At 66.7% G+C, this 18036-nt stretch carries 14 protein-coding genes and 2 tRNA genes; 15 read left to right on the top strand and 1 reads right to left on the bottom strand.

Features of this window, described 5'->3' with window-relative positions; translation table 11 throughout:
- Positions 1-76 precede the first annotated feature (76 nt).
- The 12 genes from serA to CURSPS6_RS05125 all read left to right on the top strand — a co-directional run bounded on the left by serA (position 77) and on the right by CURSPS6_RS05125 (position 13447).
- Positions 77-1681, top strand: a complete 1605-nt coding sequence (gene serA / locus CURSPS6_RS05180; RefSeq protein WP_030014626.1) for a phosphoglycerate dehydrogenase — start codon at positions 77-79, stop codon at positions 1679-1681.
- 135 nt (positions 1682-1816) lie between these two features.
- Complete coding sequence (gene metG, locus CURSPS6_RS05175; protein WP_030014624.1) at positions 1817-3367, top strand: methionine--tRNA ligase; 1551 nt, start codon at positions 1817-1819, stop codon at positions 3365-3367.
- Positions 3368-3466: 99 nt separating this feature from the next.
- On the top strand, positions 3467-4072 hold the full coding sequence (locus CURSPS6_RS05170) for a hypothetical protein (protein WP_030014623.1): 606 nt from the start codon (positions 3467-3469) through the stop codon (positions 4070-4072).
- A 4-nt stretch (positions 4073-4076) separates the two neighbouring features.
- Positions 4077-4676, top strand: a complete 600-nt coding sequence (locus CURSPS6_RS05165; RefSeq protein ID WP_030014622.1) for a hypothetical protein — start codon at positions 4077-4079, stop codon at positions 4674-4676.
- Positions 4677-4758: 82 nt separating this feature from the next.
- The gene (locus tag CURSPS6_RS05160; protein WP_030014620.1) at positions 4759-5826 is read left to right on the top strand and encodes a 3-isopropylmalate dehydrogenase; all 1068 of its coding nucleotides are present in this window, start codon (positions 4759-4761) and stop codon (positions 5824-5826) included.
- A gap of 89 nt (positions 5827-5915) precedes the next feature.
- Positions 5916-7013: a branched-chain amino acid aminotransferase gene (locus CURSPS6_RS05155; RefSeq protein WP_030014619.1), complete on the top strand. Its 1098-nt coding sequence runs from the start codon at positions 5916-5918 to the stop codon at positions 7011-7013.
- Between the two features lie 89 nt (positions 7014-7102).
- Entirely contained in the window at positions 7103-7879 is a 777-nt protein-coding gene (locus CURSPS6_RS05150; protein ID WP_030014617.1) for a fumarylacetoacetate hydrolase family protein, read from the top strand.
- A gap of 72 nt (positions 7880-7951) precedes the next feature.
- A complete protein-coding gene (gltX, locus tag CURSPS6_RS05145) occupies positions 7952-9472 on the top strand; it encodes a glutamate--tRNA ligase (RefSeq protein WP_030014615.1) in 1521 nt (506 codons plus the stop codon).
- Positions 9473-9673: 201 nt separating this feature from the next.
- Positions 9674-9745, top strand: a tRNA-Gln gene (locus CURSPS6_RS05140).
- A 123-nt stretch (positions 9746-9868) separates the two neighbouring features.
- Positions 9869-9941, top strand: a tRNA-Glu gene (locus CURSPS6_RS05135).
- Positions 9942-10148: 207 nt separating this feature from the next.
- Positions 10149-11771, top strand: coding sequence for a GTPase (locus CURSPS6_RS12505; RefSeq protein ID WP_051687647.1), 1623 nt, complete (start codon positions 10149-10151; stop codon positions 11769-11771).
- Positions 11768-13447 carry a GTPase gene (locus CURSPS6_RS05125; protein WP_030014610.1) on the top strand — a complete coding sequence of 560 codons (1680 nt, stop codon included), beginning with the start codon at positions 11768-11770 and terminating at the stop codon, positions 13445-13447. Before CURSPS6_RS12505 ends, CURSPS6_RS05125 begins: the two co-directional genes overlap by 4 nt.
- Before the next feature lie 29 nt (positions 13448-13476).
- Here the strand turns inward: CURSPS6_RS05125 and CURSPS6_RS05120 are convergent, their stop codons facing one another.
- Positions 13477-14202, bottom strand: coding sequence for an IclR family transcriptional regulator (locus CURSPS6_RS05120; protein WP_030014609.1), 726 nt, complete (start codon positions 14200-14202; stop codon positions 13477-13479).
- Positions 14203-14419: 217 nt separating this feature from the next.
- Here CURSPS6_RS05120 and leuC point away from each other — a divergent pair, with 217 nt between their 5' ends.
- From leuC to murA, 3 genes are all read left to right on the top strand, one after another.
- Positions 14420-15847 carry a 3-isopropylmalate dehydratase large subunit gene (leuC, locus tag CURSPS6_RS05115; protein WP_030014608.1) on the top strand — a complete coding sequence of 476 codons (1428 nt, stop codon included), beginning with the start codon at positions 14420-14422 and terminating at the stop codon, positions 15845-15847.
- Positions 15848-15856: 9 nt separating this feature from the next.
- On the top strand, positions 15857-16456 hold the full coding sequence (leuD, locus tag CURSPS6_RS05110) for a 3-isopropylmalate dehydratase small subunit (RefSeq protein ID WP_030014607.1): 600 nt from the start codon (positions 15857-15859) through the stop codon (positions 16454-16456).
- A 235-nt stretch (positions 16457-16691) separates the two neighbouring features.
- A complete protein-coding gene (gene murA / locus CURSPS6_RS05105; protein ID WP_030014605.1) occupies positions 16692-18023 on the top strand; it encodes a UDP-N-acetylglucosamine 1-carboxyvinyltransferase in 1332 nt (443 codons plus the stop codon).
- Positions 18024-18036: the final 13 nt, after the last annotated feature.

The raw sequence follows: 18036 nt of genomic DNA, 5'->3' as shown, positions 1-18036 counted from the left end.
CTGAAGCTCGGATGACCGGCCGGCGTCGTTTTCACGCCCGCACAGACGCATCACAGATATTCGAAGGACAACAACCGTGACTCAGACCCCCGTGGTCCTCCTTGCCGAAGAACTTTCACCCGCGACCGTCGAGGCGCTCGGCGCCGGGTTCGAGATTCGCACGACCAACGGTGCGGATCGCGACGAGCTGTTGCGAGACATCGCAGACGTCGACGCCATCATGATTCGTTCGGCGACCCGGTTGGACGCCGAGGCATTCCAGGCGGCGAAGAATCTCAAGGTCGTCGCCCGTGCGGGCGTCGGTTTGGACAACGTCGACATCGCCGCGGCCACCGCGTCCGGCGTCATGGTCGTCAACGCCCCGACCTCCAACATCATTTCCGCGGCCGAACTGACCGTCGGCCACATCTTGGGGCTGTGCCGCAATATTTCGGCGGCGGACGCGTCGATGCGCGCGGGGGAGTGGAAACGTTCCAAGTACACGGGCGTGGAGCTGTTCGAGAAGAAGGTCGGGATCATCGGTCTGGGCCGCATCGGCGGACTCGTGGCCGAGCGGTTGCAGAGCTTCGGAACCGAAATCCTCGCCTACGATCCCTTTGTCAGCGGCTCGCGCGCGGCGGCGCTCGGGGCGCAGATGGTCGATTTGGAGACCTTGTTCCGCGAATCGGACATCATCACGATCCACATGCCCAAGACCCCCGAGACCATCGGCATGGTCGACGCCCACGCCTTCGAGCTGATGAAGCCGTCGGCCTTCGTCGTCAACGTCGCCCGCGGCGGCCTGATCGACGAGCAGGATCTCAGCGAGGCCCTCAAGAGTAAGACCATCGCCGGGGCCGCCATCGACGTCTACGTCAGCGAGCCCCCGGAGGGAGTCGGCTTCGTGGGCATGGACAACGTGGTCACGACGCCGCACCTCGGCGCCTCGACGGCCGAAGCCCAGGAGAAGGCCGGAATCTCGGTCGCCAAGTCCGTCAAGCTGGCCCTCGAGGGCGAGCTCGTCCCGGACGCCGTCAACGTCGCCGGAGGCCCGATCGACTCAGCCGTGCGGCCCGGAATTCCCCTGGCCGAGAAGCTGGGCCGGGTGCTCACCGCGCTGACCCACGATTCCCCTCTGACCAGCGTGGACGTCAAGGTCGCGGGCGAGATCGCGGATCGGGACGTCTCCTCCCTCAAGCTCGCCGCCCTCAAGGGTGTCTTCACGGATGTGATCTCGGAAAAGGTCTCCTACGTCAACGCTCCGTCGATTGCCGAGCAGCGCGGTGTGGAGGTCTCCTTGACCACGACCACCGAGGTCGAAGGTTTCCGCAACGAAACGACCCTCTCCGCGATCCTCGCCGACGGCACCCGGGTCAGCGTCTCCGGAACCGTGACGGGTCCGAAGCTCGTCGAGAAGCTCACCGGGATCAACGGATTCGACTTCGAGGTCGCGCTGACCAACAACATGCTGTTCCTCGATTACCGCGATCGTCCCGGCGTCATCGCGGCCATGGGCACGTTGTTGGGCACGGCCAGCATCAACATCGCCGGAATGCAGGTCTCCAGCGGTGAGGACCAGACCAAGGGCCACCGCGCCTTCTCGGTCCTGGCCCTGGATTCGCCGGCAACGCCCGAGATGCTCGCCTCGATCAAGGCGACGATCGACGCCGATCTCGCGGCCTTCGCCTCCCTGGCGGAATAGCCCGAGACCCCCGCGGACCGCCGGACGCCGTTCCGTTCCTCGCGCAGGAACGGGGCGGCGTCCGTCTGAGCCTCACCACCCATCGTTCGGATCACCGGGACAGACAAGCCCGGTGTCTGCCTTAGAGTAGGAGCCATGACTTCCACGCCTGCCGAGCCGTTCTACATCACCACAGCGATCGTTTACCCCAACGGCGATCCCCACATCGGTCACGCCTACGAGCACATCGCCACCGATGTCATGGCGCGCTTCAAGCGCCTCGACGGTTACGACGTCCGGTTCATGACCGGCACGGACGAACACGGCCAGAAGATGCAGACCTCGGCGCAGAAGCAGGGCATGGCTCCCAAGGAGCTCGCCGATCTCAACTCCGCGAAGATCAAGCGGATGGACGATCTGCTGGGCATCAGCTACGACCGGTTCATCCGCACCACGGACGAGGACCACGTCGCCGCCTGCCAAGAAATGTGGCGGCGCATGGAGGCCAACGGGGACATCTACCTCGATAAGTACGAGGGCTGGTACTCGGTGCGGGACGAGGCGTACTACGCCGAAGACGAGACCGAGGTCCGCGCGGATGGCGTGCGCTACGCGATCCCGACCGACACCGAGGTCGAGTGGACCGAAGAGGAATCGTACTTTTTCCGGTTGTCGAAGTACCAGGACCGCCTCCTCGAGCTGTACGCCGACGAGGGACTCGTCTTCCCCGAGTACCGCCGCAACGAGGTGGCCTCGTTCGTGCGCTCGGGCCTGCGGGACCTGTCGATTTCCCGGACCACCTTCGACTGGGGCATCCCCGTCCCCGGCAACGAGAAGCACATCATGTACGTGTGGGTCGACGCGTTGACCAACTACATCACCGGTTTGGGCTTCCCGGACACCACCGACGAGATGTTCCGCAAATTCTGGCCGGCCAATTATCACGTCATCGGCAAAGACATCACCCGGTTCCACACGATTTACTGGCCGGCCTTTCTGTGGTCCGCCGGGCTGGAGATCCCGCGCCGGGTTTTCGCACACGGGTTCCTCCTGGTCGACGGCGCCAAAATGTCCAAATCCGTGGGCAATGTGTTGGACCCCGCGCAGCTGGTCGACAGCTTCGGCGTGGATCCGCTCCGGTTCTTCCTCCTCCGTGAGGTCACCTTCGGGCAGGACGGGTCGTACAGCGCGGAGGCCATCATCTCCCGCATCAACTCAGACCTCGCGAACGACCTCGGAAACCTCGCTCAGCGGTCCCTCTCGATGGTCGCCAAGAACTGCGAAGGCCAGGTCCCGACCCCCGGGGAACTCACCGGCGACGACGAATCCATCCTCCGGACCGTCGACGATCTGTATGCCGCCGTGCGGGACGACTTCGAGAACCTCGATTACCACCGCGCCTTGGAGCGCATCTGGCGAGCAATCGCCGACGTCAATCGGTACTTCACCGCTCAGGAGCCGTGGAAGTTGCGCAAGAGCGACATCGAGCGCATGGGGACCGTCCTGTACGTGACCCTCGAGTGCCTCCGCGTCGTCGGCATCCTGGTGCAGCCCGTGATGCCGGAGTCGATGGGGAAGCTCCTGGATCAGCTGGGACAGCCCGAAGGGGACCGCCGCGTCTTTTCGGCGCTCGGTGAGCGCATCTCCGCGGGGACCTCGCTGCCGAAGCCCCAGGGGATCTTCCCGCGCTTTGAGGCCGCCGAATAGGCCGAGCCCGGTAGTCCAACACACAAGGTTTAAACCCGGTTATGCGAATAACTGGGTTTAAACCTTGTTTGAGCCGGCACCTCGTGGGAGGATCGTCGTATGTTCGTGCTCACCGTGGATCAGATCGGCTCTCGGGCCTCGCGCGATGCCGTGCCGAGCCTTCGGGAAGCGGACGGGGCGGAAGATGCCGTCCTGGCCTTCGAACGCACGGCCGGGGACGAGGCCCAAGCGCTTTTTGCCGAGGCGCGCCCGGCCCTGCTGTGTGCCCTGGGGCTCGTGGAGACGGGACGGTGGCACTGCGGTATCGGGCAGGGGATCGTCGAGGGGCCCTTGCCGTCCCACGCGAGGGAGGGCCGGGGAACGGCTTACGTGAATGCTCGGGCCGCGGTCGAGGCGGCGAAGAAGCCCGGCGCGCATCACGTGGGTTTCGTCGCCGACGCGCCCACCGGCGCGGGCATCCAGGCGGCGCTCCGCGTCATCGCCGCCCTGCGCGCCAAGCAGAGGGACACCACGCGCGAGGCCTACGACCTCGCCCTGCGTGGAGGGACCCAAGCCCGCATCGCCGAGCAACTCGGCATCAGCCAGCAAGCGGTCTCGGACCGGCTGGCCTCGGGAATGTACCGTGAGCTCGAAGACCTCAAGACCGAAGCGATCCGCTGGGCGGATGTGCTGGACCGGGCCCAGGCCCCCGAGGAAGAGGGGTAATCCCATGGACATCGCGATCCTGATCCTCATGACCGTCTCGGCACTCGCGGGGGCGGCGAGTTGTTTTCGCGTTCCCGCCGTGTCCGTGAGGTCTCGGCAATATTGGGCGGCGACTTTCGTCGCGCTCTTGGCGGCGGCAGGGGTCCTCGCGGCCGTCAACGACGCCGTGGGGAACGGCTCGGCCTCGCCGGTCGTTGCCGTGCTCGTGCCCGTGCTCGCCACCGCCGCCGCGGCGCTGACGGGTTCGCCCGTGACGGCCGCGATTCTGGAACTGTCCATGAGGAGCGACCAACGCTACCGCCAGGCGTCGGCCGATCGGTCGGATCACGCCGGTCGGCTCGGGGATATCGAGGATCCGGAGCGCACGTCGTCGCTGCACGGTGGGCTCTGGATCGGTGTGCTGGAACGCGTGGGCGTGGTGGTGACCATTCTGGTGGGCTGGCCCACCGGTCTCACCGTGCTCGCCGCGATCAAGGCCCTGGGGCGCTTCACGGAGTTGAAGAGGTCCGACGCCGTCGAGAGGTTCATCTTGGGAACCTTTGCCTCGTTCCTGTGGGCGGCCGCCTGGGCCGGCGTCTCGATCCTGCTGATCCGGGGCGGCTGAGGCGCCCGGGGGCCGAGACCACATGGTGAGAAGCCGTCCTACCATGTGGTCATCCGTCCCGGGGGAGCGCTACCTTGACTCTATGAGTGAGACCACCGACAGCAGAACCATCGACCTTGCCGTGATTCCCGGAGACGGGATCGGCCCCGAAGTGACCGAACAGGCCTTGAACGTCGTGACGGAGGCGGCGCGGGGACAGGGGATCGGCGTCGAGGCGACCCCCTATGAACTCGGCGCGGAGGCGTGGCTCAAGACGGGGGAGACCCTGACGGAGGAAACCCTCGATGCGTTGCGTCGGCACGAGGCGATCCTCTTCGGCGCCGTCGGGGCCGACCCGCGGTCGGCCGAGGTTCCCTCCGGTCTCATCGAGCGCGAAATCCTGCTGAAGCTCCGTTTCGCCTTCGACCACTTCATCAACCTGCGTCCCTCACGTCTCTACCCCGGCGCGGTCTCGCCGCTGTCGAATCCCGGGGATATCGATTTCGTCGTGGTCCGCGAGGGGACCGAGGGCCCGTACGTCGGCAACGGCGGAACGATCCGCCGCGATACCCCGCAGGAGATCGCCACGGAGGTTTCCCTCAACACGGCCCACGGTGTGGAGCGGTTGGTGCGGTATGCCTTCGAGCTCGCGGCCTCCCGGCGCCGGAAGCACCTGACCCTGGTCCACAAGCACAATGTCCTGGTGCACGCGGGTGGGCTTTATCGCCGGGTCTTCGACCGGGTCGCCCAGGAGTACCCCCAGGTCAGCACGGATTACATCCACGTCGACGCGGCCACGATCTACATGACCTGTGAACCGTCGCGTTTCGACGTGATCGTCACCGACAATCTCTTCGGCGATATTCTCACGGACCAAGCCGGCGCGATCTCCGGTGGCATCGGGTACGCCGCGTGCGGAAATATCAATGCGGCCCGCACGGCCCCGTCGATGTTCGAGCCGGTCCACGGATCTGCCCCCGACATCGCCGGACAGGGGATCGCCGACCCGCGGGCGGCCATCCTGGCCGGTGCGCTCTTGTTGCGTCATCTTGGCCACGAGGCCGCGGCGAGTACGATCGAGAGTGCGGTCGAGGCTGACATGGAAGCCAACGGATCGGCTCGTCGTTCCACGCGAGAGGTTGGCGCGGCGATTCTCGAGCGGCTGGCCTGAACCAGAAGAAACACCGCGGTGTCGACGCAGCGTCGCGACGGGACCGAACAGCCTCATCACCTCATCATCGCCGAAACGGAGCACCCCTCATGAGCACGCAATCCTTCACCTTTACCGAGAACTCCAGCCCGGCGAGCTCGGAGCGACTCTCTCAGGTCCTGGCCGCACCGGGATTCGGAGAGTACACCACCGACTACGTCGCCAAGATCGATTGGGCGGGGGAGGATCCCCAGCACGGGGAATGGTCCAACGCCCGCATCGAGCCTTATGGTCCCCTGGCCCTGGACCCCGCCACGGCGGTCTTCCACTACGGCCAGGAAGTATTCGAGGGGCTCAAGGCCTACCGTCACATGGACGGTTCGGTCTGGCTCTTCCGCCCCGACGCCAACGCTCGCCGTCTCCGGCGTTCGGCTCGTCGCTTGGCGTTGCCGGAGTTGCCCGAGGAGCTTTTCCTCGAGGCCGTGGAATCCCTGGTGCGGCAAGATTCGCGCTGGATCCCGGACGGGGAGGGCACCTCGCTGTATCTGCGCCCGTTCATCATCGCGACCGAGAAGTTCCTGGGGGTGCGCCCGTCCCGCGAGGCGCTGTTCGAGGTCATCGCTTCGCCGGCGGCCAACTACTTCGGAAGCCCGGAGCCGGTCGACATCTGGTGGTCGCGCGACTACGCCCGCGCCGGTGTCGGCGGAACCGGGGCGGCCAAGTGCGGCGGCAACTACGCCGCGAGCTTGGTGCCGCAGCTGGAAGGCGAGGCCCACGGGTGCAAGCAGGTCATGTTCACCGACGAGAACCGGGACCACGCGGTCGAGGAGCTCGGCGGCATGAACGTCTTCTTCGTCCTGAGCGACGGTTCCATCGTGACCCCCGCGCTGACGGGCACGATCCTCGAGGGCGTGACGCGCATGTCCATCATCGAATTGGCCAGGGACCGGGGCCACGCGGTCGAGGAGCGGACCATCACGGTGGGCGAGTGGCGCGACGGCGTCGCCTCCGGAGAGATCACCGAGGTCTTCGCGTGCGGCACCGCGGCCGTGGTCGCTCCCATGGGTCGCTTGGTCTATGAGGGCGGGGAAATCCCCGCCGCCTCGCAGACCAATGGCGAGGTCACGACGTGGTTGCGGACCCAGCTGACCGGAATCCAGACCGGTCGCGTCGAGGACCGCTTCGGGTGGATGACCCAGGTCATCTGAGCCTCGCGGTGGCCCGGCGCCCGTCCGTCCGGCGAGTAACCCTCGCGGCCGACGGGCGTCGATGGGCGCCCACGCGCTAACCTAGGGGCATGCGCATTGCTCGATTTACCGCAGAGGACCAGCTGTTTTACGGACGAGTGGACGGCGAGGAAGGGCAGGAGACCCTGACCGTGCTCGCCGGAGACCCGTTCTACGCCGGCATCAATCCCGTAGACAAGACCTATTCGATGGACGATGTCCGGCTCGTCGCCCCCATCATCCCGCGGTCCAAGGTGGTCGCCGTCGCCCGGAACTGGAACGACCACGCCGCCGAGCTGGGAAACGACGCCCCGACGTCGCCGCAGTTCTTTCTCAAGCCGAACACCTCCGTCGTGGGTCCCGGCGACCCCGTGACCCTTCCCGACGCGAGCGAAGAGGTCTCTTTCGAGGCCGAACTGGCGGTCGTGATCGGACGCATGTGTAAGTCGGTTCCGGTGGAACGCGTGCCCGAGGTCATCTTCGGATACACCTGCGGCAACGATCTCACCGCGCGCGATCTTCAGCGGACCGACCTGCAGTGGACCCGCGCCAAGGGTTTTGACGGGGCCTGCCCGTTGGGGCCCTGGATCGAGACCGATCTGGACACCGAGGACCTCTCGATCCGGTCGTGGGTCGACGGCGATCTCAAACAGGACGGCACGACCCGGGACATGACCTTTGGCGTGGCCGAGTTGATCTCGCAGATCTCCGACGCCTTCACCCTGTTGCCCGGCGACGTGATCCTCACCGGGACGCCCGCGGGGGTCGGGATCGTCGATGACGGCCAAGAGGTCGAGATCGAGATCCAAGGCATCGGGTCCCTCACCAACCGGATGCGCCGCGCCTAACCCTCCCGACTATCTGCCGGAGGCGACCCCTCCGCGCCCACCGACGACGAAAGAGATGTGTAGCCAACAATCATGACTACCGAAGCCATCCAGCCCACCGTGAGCGACGACCGTCCCGTCCGAGTACGTTTCTGCCCGTCACCGACCGGGACTCCCCACGTGGGCATGGTCCGCACGGCCCTGTTCAACTGGGCCTACGCCCGCCACACCGGCGGCAAGCTCATTTTCCGCATCGAGGACACCGACGCCCAGCGCGACTCGGAGGAATCCTTCCACCAGGTCATCGAGTCGTTGCACTGGCTCGGCATCGAGTGGGACGAAGGCGTCGGCGTGGGCGGGCCCCACGAGCCGTACCGCCAGTCCGAGCGCGGGGACATCTACCAGGACGTCATCACCCGACTCGTCGAGGGTGGTTACGTCTACGAGGACTTCTCGACGCCGGCCGAGGTCGAGGAACGGCACCGGGCCAAGGGCGAAGACCCCAAACTCGGGTACGACAATTACGATCGCGACCTGACGGACGAGCAAAAGGCCGCGTACCGGGCCGAGGGACGCGAACCGGTGTTGCGCCTGCGGATGCCCGACGAGGACATCACGTTTGAGGACGTGGTGCGCGGGGACATCACGTTCAAGGCCGGGTCGGTTCCCGACTTCGTCGTGGTCCGCGCCAACGGGAAGCCCCTGTACACGCTGGTCAATCCCGTGGACGACGCCCTGATGGGCATCACCCACGTGTTGCGCGGGGAGGATCTGCTCTCGTCGACGCCGCGCCAGATTGCCCTCTACCGGGCCCTCGTCGAGACCGGCGTCGCGGAGTTCATTCCGGAATTCGGGCATCTTCCGTACGTGATGGGCCAGGGCAATAAGAAGTTGTCCAAGCGAGACCCCGAATCGAACCTGTTCCTTCTCCGGGATTCCGGCTTTATCAAGGAGGGGTTGTTGAACTACCTCTCCCTGCTGGGTTGGTCGCTCTCCGCGGACGAGGACGTCTTCACGGTCGATCAGCTCGTGGAGAATTTCGACGTTCACGACGTCTTGGCGAACCCGGCCCGGTTCGACGTCAAGAAGGCCGAAGCGATCAACGGCCAGCACATTCGCATGCTGGACCCGAAGGACTTCGAACAGCGCCTCTTGCCGTACCTGCGGCAGGCGGGAATCGTGGACGATGAACTCAGCGAACGCGAGAAGGAGATCCTTCGCGAGGCGGCGCCGCTGGTTCAGGAGCGGATGCAGCTCTTGGGGGAGGCCCCGGGCCTTCTCGGATTCCTGTTCCGCGCCGACGCGGAGATCGAGATCGCCGACGACGCTCGCAAGCAACTCAAGGAATCGGCCCCAGAGGTCTTGGCGGCGGCCGCGAAGGCGCTGGCGGGGGTCCAGGCGTGGGACGCCGCGACCATCGAGCAGGCCCTTCGCGAGGCGATCGTGGAGGGGCTTGAGATCAAGCCGCGCCTGGCCTTCGGTCCGGTCCGCATCGCCGTCTCGGGGGCGCGCATCTCGCCGCCCCTGTTCGAGTCCCTGGAGATCCTGGGCCGAGAGTCCTCGCTGGCGCGCATCGAGGCGCTCCGTCAGGACCTGGCCGGCCCGAACGCCTAGCACGAGCCCTTGCCCCGCGGCCCGCCTGCTCGGTGGCCGCGGGGCGCGCCCCGCGGGCGTGGGTGAGCCGGAGGCGAATCGATGGTGAATTGTGAGTGTCCTATCCCACGTCGTCCCGGCTTGCACCGTACGGACTGGGGCGGTAGAGTCTTTATTCGTTGCGGCGATGAAAAAGCCTTCGGGCCTGAAATCAAAGCACAGTGGGATATGGTGTAATTGGCAACACAGCGGTTTCTGGTACCGTCGTTCTAGGTTCGAGTCCTGGTATCCCAGCGGTTACTGACCAGCACTTTTCTTAGTGATGTAAGTAACAATCCTCGATTTGGAAAGACGCACGAGAGTGTGTAAGATAAATCGAGTCTTCTTGAGAGAAAGAAATTTCTTCGGGAAATCTTCGGCCCCATCGTATAGCGGCCTAGTACTCCGCCCTCTCACGGCGGCAACACCGGTTCGAATCCGGTTGGGGTCACAGGCGAAAAAAGCCCGGCACACATGTGCCGGGCTTTTTTGTATATTCCGGGTCGATCGGTTCCGCATATGCCAAGATGGCACCGTGGACATTCCCGAGCAGCACACTCTTCTGACGGCCTGTGAAAGTTTAGAGCGCGCTCTTTCCCGGGTCGATCTCTCGCTGGAGACCAAGAGCTCCGGCTCCGGACGAAACCTATGCCTGCGGATGCAGGCCCAGATGCGCGACTACTTTTTGCCGCGCGCCAGACACCTCGAATCGCCGCTGACCATGGTGGTCGGCGGGTCGACCGGGGCGGGGAAGTCCACCCTGGTCAACTCCCTGATGCGCGAGACGGCCACGATTCCCGGGGTCGTCCGACCGACCACCAGGCGGCCCGTGCTGTTGTACCGGCCCGAGGACGCCCCGTGGATGGGTCCGGAACGCCTCTTGCCGAATCTGCCGCGTGTGACCCGTGGTGCGCCGCTTCCCGCGGACGGACCCCAGAGCCTCGAGGTCCGCGAGAGCTCCGCCGTTCCCCGCGGCCTGGCGCTCATCGACGCGCCGGATATCGACTCCGTCTCGGACGAGAACAGACGGCTGTCTCGACAGTTGCTCGAAGCCGCGGACGTGTGGCTGTTCGTCACGACCGCCAACCGGTACGCCGACGCGGTCCCCTGGGTGCTTCTCGAGCGCGCCGCGGAGCGCAGGGTCGCGCTGGCCGTCGTCTTGAACAGGGTTCCCGACGGGCATGGGCCCGAAATCATGACCGACCTGCGCCGGCTCATGAGCGATCAGGGCCTGTCGGCGCAGCTCACCGTGACGGTCCCCGAACAGCCACGCGACGAAGACGGCATGCTTCCCGCGGAGGCCGTAGGCCCGATCCGCGCCTGGCTGGATGATTTGAGCGCCGACGCCGAAGCGCGGGCCGAGATCGCCGCCTCCTCGCTCAGGGGCGCCGTCGACGCGCTGGACGTGGACCTCGCCGCTCTCATGGAGAGCCTGCGTGAGCAACGCGACGTCCGGGATGAGCTGAAGGGCGACGTCGAGACCGCCCGGTCGGCGGCCCGGGAGCGCGTGCTCGAATCCCTCAGCGATGGGGCGCTGCTTCGCGGCGAGGTCCTCACGCGCTGGCAGGAATTCGTCGGCACGGGCGAATGGTTCCGGAGGCTCGAACACGGCGTGGGCCGCGTCCGCGACAAGGTCGGGAATTATCTCAGGGGGAATCCCCGGCGTGCCCAGCGGATCGAATCCGAGCTCGAGTCGGGGCTCTACCGGGTCATCGTGGAAGAGACGGCCGCCGCCCTCGAACGCGCGCATCGTGCCTGGTACCGGGACCCCGCGGGGCGTCGGCTGGCGGCGGGCGAGGACCTCGGGCAGCTCCCGGCGGACTTCTCGGATCGGGTCCAGGCGGCGATCCGCGCCTGGCAACAGGGCATCATGTCCATGATGTCGAGCGAGGGTGCCGGGAAAAGGCAGCGCGCCAGATTCCTCTCGATGGGTCTGAACTCGGCCGCGGTCGTCCTGATGATCGTCGTCTTCTCGGCGACCGGGGGCCTGAGCGGAATCGAGATCGGTATCGCCAGCGGGTCCGGCGTGGTGGGCCTGAAATTGCTCGAGGCGGTCTTCGGGGAAGACGCCGTGCGGCGCATGGCCCAGCACGCACGCTCGGACCTCCTGGAGAGGGTCGATCGGCTTCTGGAGGAGGCGACCGCACCGTTCCTGGAACGTCTGCCGGACGGCGGAGACGGCCTCCGGGAGCTCGCCGACGCGCGGGCTCACATACTGTCGGCCGGCCGCGACCTGAAGGCGAGCCGTCGCGGGGCGACCGGGGAAGGGACGCAACGATGAGACGAGACCACGCGCCGAGCATCGACCGTCGCGCCGCCGAGCTGTCCGAGGCCGTCGAGGCCGGGCGGGGCGTACTGCCCGAGGACGTGCTGCGACGGGCCGACGCCGTGCTGGAGAGGGTCCTGGCACGCGCGGGAATTTCCGCGGAGCACACCGTCGTCGGGTTTTTCGGCGCCACCGGGTCGGGAAAATCGAGCCTTTTCAACGCGGTGACCGGCAAGAAGATCGCGCGGGTCGCCGCGACCCGACCCGCCACGACCGCGCCGGCGGCCGCCGTCTGGGGCGACGGCGACCACCAGGAGCTGACGGACTGGTTGGGCATCGAGTCGGTGCACCGTCTCTCAGGGCAGCCCGGCTCCCCGACGGAACGATCGATGTGGAAGCGGCTCCGCGAGCGCCTGGAGGGAAGTGCCCGAGGGGCTAGCGGGGGAGTCGTGCTGGTCGATCTGCCGGATTTCGACTCGATTCAGCACTCGCACCGCGACATCGTCGAAAGATTCGCCGAACGCGTGGACGTCATGGTGTGGGTCTTCGACCCTCAGAAGTATTCGGATCACGTGATCCACGCGGAGTTCATGACCCCGTTGGCCAAGCACGGCGGCCTCATGCTTGCGGTGTTGAACCAGGCGGATAGGCTCGACGACCGCGAGCGGTCTCAGGTGGTGGACCACTTGGCCGAGCGCCTGGCCATCGACGGCGCCTCGTCCCACTTGGCCAGGAAGCCTTTCGCGGTGTCGGCCCTGGACGGGACCGGCCTGGCCGAGCTCGACGAGGCCATCGGGGACGTGGTGCGCGGCAAGCACGCCGTGAACGCCCGTCTGGCCGGTGACCTCGATGCCGTCGCCGAGAGCTTGGCCGAGTACGACGGTGGGCCCTCCGCGTCGGTCCTCGGCGACCGGGCGGCGGACGATCTGGCCGCCGGGCTGTACGAGGCCGTCCGCGGGGAAAGCCTCGTCGAGGCCTCCCGCCGGGCCCAGATCCGCGAGTCGGCCCGGCACACGGGCTGGCCGCCGCTGCGCTGGGCGCGTCGCCTGGGTCGAGATCCGCTGCGTCGCGTCGGCATCACGAGGCCAACCGGTCGGGATGCCGGCATCAGCCGGCAGGCCCTGCCCGCTCTTGACGCCGCGGCCCGGGCGACGGTCTCTGCCTCGATCCGGCGCAGCGCCGACGAGGCCGCGGACGGCGTGGGGGAGCCGTGGCATCACGCGGTGCGTGACGCGGCCCGCTCGCGCTCCGGGGACCTCCCGGACGCTCTCGAGCGGGCCGTGACGGCATCGGACTTTGAGATGGGCGCCCGCCGATGGTGGTGCGCGCCGATCAACCTCGTGCAGTGGCTTTCCGTGTTCGTGCTGGTCGCGGGCCTGGCCTGGCTGACCGGCCTGTTTGCGGCGGACTATCTCAGGGTGTCGCTTCCGGAGCCGCCGACGATCCGAGACACGGGCATTCCCTTCCCGACGGCCCTTCTCGGCCTGGGGATCGCGCTGGGTATTCTGCTCAGCCTGGTCTCGGGGTGGGCACGAGGCCTCGGCGCGCGCCGCCACGCCTCCCGCCTGCGCGGGCGTCTGCTCCTCCTGTGCCGTGAGGTCGCCGAGCGCGAGGTCCTGGGGCCGGTGCACGAGGTCTTGGAGCGACGAGAACGCATGGTCGCCGCGCTCGGACGGGCGCGCGAAGGCTGAGCCCGACCGCGTGGACCGGGCGGAGGAGGCTACTGGTGCGCCCGGAGCGCTTCCGTGAGCTGGCGCGCGGCCTGGCACACGACGTCGGCGTGGAGGCGGCCCGGTTGGCGGGTGAGGCGTTCGATGGGGCCGGAGATGGACACGGCCGCGATGACCTTGCCGGAAGGATTGCGAACCGGCGCGGAGACCGAGGCGATCCCTCGCTCCCGCTCGCCGACGGACTGGGCCCATCCCCGGCGTCGCACGGCCGAGAGCACCGTTGCCGAGAAGCGGGCCTGCCGGAGGCCTTCCAGGAGCCTGTTGTGGTCCTCCCAGGCGATGAGCACCTGAGCCGCGGATCCCGCCTTCATCGACAACTGGGTGCCCACGGGAATCGTGTCGCGCAGGCCGATGGGTCGCTCGGCCGAGGCGACGCAGATTCGCCATTCGCCTTGGCGGCGATAAACCTGTGAGGATTCGCCGGTGAGGTTGCGCAATTGGTTCAGGACCGGGCCGGCGGCCGCGATCATGCGGTCCTCGCCGGCCGCCGAGGCCAGCTCGCCGAGGCGCGGACCGAGCACGAAGCGGCCTTGAACATCCCTCGCGACGAGGCGATGGTGTGCCAGAGCGACCGCGAGCCGGTGGGCCGTGGGGCGGGCGAGCCCCGTGGCCTCGACCAGCTGCGAAAGGCTCGCCGGCCCGGCCTCGAGGCAGTCGAGAATGTGGGTCGCCTTGTCCAGGACGCCGACACCGCTGGGATGCACCGCGACGGACATCGGATTGGCCGATCCCTTGCCCCCGAGGATTCCTTCGCGGGCGTGTCCGGCGGGGACCCTCATGTCGTCGGTCCCGGGGTTGTCTGCGGTCTCTGGAGTTTGGCTCATGTCCATATCGTGAGGTCTCAAATGCTGGAATGCAAGTCCACGTTGTGGAAGACCCGGGGTCTCCTGGGCACAATAAGTCAGGCATACCCACAGGAAATCGGAGGACACCATGGTTGATTCAGCGGATCGCCCATTGACGCTGGCCGAAAAGGTCTGGTCGGACCACCGCGTCATCGCCGGCGAAGACGGTCGGCCCGACCTCATCTACATCGACCTCCACCTGGTTCACGAGGTCACCTCACCCCAGGCCTTCGAGGGGCTACGCCTGGCCGGGCGCGGGCTGCGTCGCCCGGACCTGACCATCGCGACCGAGGACCACAACACGCCCACGCAGGACATCTTCTCCCGCATCGCGGATCAGACCTCGCGTCAGCAGATCGAAACCCTTCGGGCCAACGCGGAAGAATTCGGGGTGAGAATCCACTCGCTGGGCGACGCCGAGCAGGGGATCGTGCACGTCGTGGGCCCGCAGCTCGGGCTCACCCAGCCGGGCATGACCGTGGTATGCGGAGACTCCCACACGTCGACCCACGGTGCTTTCGGCGCGCTGGCCTTCGGCATCGGAACCAGCGAGGTCGAGCACGTCATGGCCACGCAGACGCTCTCCCTGGCTCCCTTCAAGACCATGGCCATCACGGTCAATGGCCACCTCAAGCCTGGAGTCACCGCCAAGGACATCATCTTGGCCGTCATCGCCAAGATCGGCACGGGCGGCGGCCAGGGTTACGTCCTCGAGTACCGCGGCACCGCGATCGAGGAATTGTCGATGGAAGGTCGCATGACCATCTGCAATATGTCGATCGAAGCGGGCGCCCGCGCGGGCATGGTCGCGCCGGATCAGACGACCTTCGACTACGTCCGCGATCGCCCCCACGCACCGCAGGGCGAGGACTGGGACCGCGCCGTCGAGTACTGGTCGTCGCTGCGCAGCGACGACGGCGCGGCCTTCGACGCCGAGGTCGTCATCGATGCCGAGGATCTCGAGCCCTTCGTCACCTGGGGAACCAACCCCGGTCAGGGTGTTCCGCTGTCCCACCGCGTGCCCGACCCCGAGGATGCCGGCGACGAGAACGCGAAGGCCTCGGCGGCCAAGGCCCTGGAGTACATGGATCTTGCGGCCGGCACGCCCATGAAGGACATCCAGATCGACACCGTGTTCCTGGGATCGTGCACCAACTCGCGCATCGAGGACCTCCGCGCCGCGGCCGAGATCATCAAGGGCCGCACCAAGGCATCGACCGTGCGCATGATGGTGGTTCCGGGATCGGCTCGCGTGCGTTTGCAGGCCGAAGAAGAGGGGCTGGACCGGATCTTCCAGGACTTCGGCGCCGATTGGCGCTTCGCGGGCTGCTCGATGTGCCTCGGGATGAACCCCGATCAGCTGAAGCCGGGGGAGCGCTGCGCCTCGACGTCGAACCGAAACTTCGAGGGCCGCCAGGGCAAGGGTGGCCGAACCCACCTGGTATCGCCCTTGGTCGCCGCGGCAACGGCCGTGCGAGGAACGCTCAGCTCACCGTCCGATTTGCAGGATGACTAGGAGTAACCCATGGAACCGATCACCCAACACACCGGTATTGCCGCGCCCCTGCGCGCCTCCAACGTGGATACCGACCAGATCATCCCGGCCGTCTACCTCAAGAGGATCACGAAGACCGGTTTCGACGACGCTCTGTTCGCCGGCTGGCGGAAAGACCCGGACTTCGTCCTGAACCAGGAGCCCTTCCGTCACGCGAGCGTGCTGGTGGCCGGGCCCGACTTCGGCACAGGGTCCTCCCGCGAGCACGCGGTCTGGGCGCTCAAGGACTTCGGATTCAGGGTCGTGCTTTCGGCGCGATTCGCCGATATCTTCCGCGGGAACTCCGGAAAACAGGGCCTCGTCGCGGCGCAGCTCGAACAGCAGGACATCGAGCTGATCTGGAAGTCGATCGAGGAGAACCCCGGTATCCAGGTCAGCGTCGATCTCGAGACGCACACCGTGACCTGCGGCTCGCTGACCGTGCCCTTCCAGATCGATGAGTACACGCGGTGGCGTCTCATGAACGGACTGGACGACATCTCGCTGACCCTTCAGCACGAGGACGCGATCGAGGCCTTTGAGAAGACGCGGCCGAGCTTCGCGCCCCGTACGCTACCGGCGAAGTCTTAGTCGGGGCCGACGCGGGTCCTGCCGCTCCGGGCGCGGCGCGCCGACGGCGCGTCCGGGCCGGGGCGTGCGTCACGAAAATCGAGCCGGGCCCCTCCCCGCGGGTGCGGCTGAGTGTTGCGGCGGATTCGAACTGCTCATTGGTACCGTAAAATGATCGCAGAACGCGTGTCACTTGCGGACACGTTGAGAATCACACGGGTCGTCTGCGACCCGCACACACGAGGATTGGAACTCTATGATCGGCGCATTGCACATTCAGGGTGGGGAACCCCTCCGCGGGGAAGTCTCGGTCCGCGGCGCGAAGAATCTCGTGCCGAAGGCCATGGTCGCGGCCCTGCTCGGTGCAAGCCCTTCCGTCTTGCGGAGCGTCCCGGAGATCAAGGACGTCAACGTCGTGACGGACCTGCTGTCGTTGCACGGCGTGACCGTCAATAAGGACCCCGAAACGGGGGACCTCAAGTTGGATCCCACCAACGTGTCGGTCGCCCGCCACGCCGATATCGACGCGCACGCCGGCGACTCCCGCATCCCGATCCTCCTGTGCGGGCCGTTGCTGCACGCGATCGGCGAGGCCTTCATCCCCGATCTCGGCGGATGCAAAATCGGTGACCGCCCGATCGACTACCACTTAGAGGTCCTGCGCAACTTCGGCGCCGAGGTCGACAAGCTGCCGTCCGGCATCCGGATGACCGCGCCCAAGGGGATCCACGGCGCCAAGATCGATCTTCCGTACCCGTCGGTCGGTGCCACCGAACAGGTGTTGCTCACCGCGACGCGCGCCGACGGAAACACCGAGTTGCGTGGCGCGGCCACCGAGCCGGAGATCATGGACCTCATCGCGATCCTGCAGAAAATGGGCGCGATCATTACGGTCCAGACCGACCGCGTGATTCACATCGAGGGCGTGCCGCACCTGAACGGCTATAACCACAAGGCCCTTCCGGACCGCATCGAGGCGGCTTCCTGGGGGTCGGCCGCGCTGGCAACCGGCGGCGACATCTTCGTCCGCGGGGCTCACCAGGCCGACATGATGGCCTACCTCAACACCTTCCGGAAGATCGGCGGCGGCCTGGACATCACGGATGAGGGCATCCGCTTCTACCACCCCGGCGGAAAGCTCAACCCGCTGATCGTGGAGACCAATGTCCACCCCGGCTTCATGACCGACTGGCAGCAGCCCCTCGTGGTCGCGCTGACCCAGGCCGACGGCGTATCGATTGTCCACGAGACCGTGTACGAGAACCGCTTCGGTTTCACCGGGGCCCTCAACCGCATGGGCGCGAGCATTCAGCTCCACCGGGAATGCCTCGGGTCGGTTCCCTGCCGCTTCGGGCAACGCAACTTCCTGCATTCCGCCGTGATCTCCGGGCCGACGCCGTTGCACGGCTCGGACATTAACATCCCGGATCTGCGCGGCGGCTTCAGCCACCTCATCGCGGCGTTGGCCGCCGAGGGGAATTCGACCGTCACGGGCGTCGAACTCATCAACCGTGGCTACGAGCGTTTCGTGGCCAAGCTGGAGGGCCTCGGCGCGAAATTCGACATCGACGAGCACTCGGCCCAGTAACGATGTCGGGCGA

This window comes from Curtobacterium sp. S6, assembly GCF_000710345.2.
In the GTDB taxonomy this organism is placed as follows: Bacteria; Actinomycetota; Actinomycetes; order Actinomycetales; family Micrococcaceae; genus Rothia.
This window is presented reverse-complemented; position numbering and strand designations above follow the sequence as displayed.

What these genes read in the sequence shown, in the direction of transcription:
- metG (WP_030014624.1), top strand. Translation starts at nt 1,817, where the DNA reads ATGACTTCCACGCCTGCCGAGCCGTTCTACATCACCACAGCGATCGTT.
- CURSPS6_RS05170 (WP_030014623.1), top strand. Translation starts at nt 3,467, where the DNA reads ATGTTCGTGCTCACCGTGGATCAGATCGGCTCTCGGGCCTCGCGCGAT.
- CURSPS6_RS05165 (WP_030014622.1), top strand. Translation starts at nt 4,077, where the DNA reads ATGGACATCGCGATCCTGATCCTCATGACCGTCTCGGCACTCGCGGGG.
- CURSPS6_RS05160 (WP_030014620.1), top strand. Translation starts at nt 4,759, where the DNA reads ATGAGTGAGACCACCGACAGCAGAACCATCGACCTTGCCGTGATTCCC.
- CURSPS6_RS05155 (WP_030014619.1), top strand. Translation starts at nt 5,916, where the DNA reads ATGAGCACGCAATCCTTCACCTTTACCGAGAACTCCAGCCCGGCGAGC.
- CURSPS6_RS05150 (WP_030014617.1), top strand. Translation starts at nt 7,103, where the DNA reads ATGCGCATTGCTCGATTTACCGCAGAGGACCAGCTGTTTTACGGACGA.
- gltX (WP_030014615.1), top strand. Translation starts at nt 7,952, where the DNA reads ATGACTACCGAAGCCATCCAGCCCACCGTGAGCGACGACCGTCCCGTC.
- CURSPS6_RS12505 (WP_051687647.1), top strand. Translation starts at nt 10,149, where the DNA reads ATGCAGGCCCAGATGCGCGACTACTTTTTGCCGCGCGCCAGACACCTC.
- CURSPS6_RS05125 (WP_030014610.1), top strand. Translation starts at nt 11,768, where the DNA reads ATGAGACGAGACCACGCGCCGAGCATCGACCGTCGCGCCGCCGAGCTG.
- CURSPS6_RS05120 (WP_030014609.1), bottom strand. Translation starts at nt 14,202, where the DNA reads ATGTCCGTCGCGGTGCATCCCAGCGGTGTCGGCGTCCTGGACAAGGCG.
- leuC (WP_030014608.1), top strand. Translation starts at nt 14,420, where the DNA reads ATGGTTGATTCAGCGGATCGCCCATTGACGCTGGCCGAAAAGGTCTGG.
- leuD (WP_030014607.1), top strand. Translation starts at nt 15,857, where the DNA reads ATGGAACCGATCACCCAACACACCGGTATTGCCGCGCCCCTGCGCGCC.
- murA (WP_030014605.1), top strand. Translation starts at nt 16,692, where the DNA reads ATGATCGGCGCATTGCACATTCAGGGTGGGGAACCCCTCCGCGGGGAA.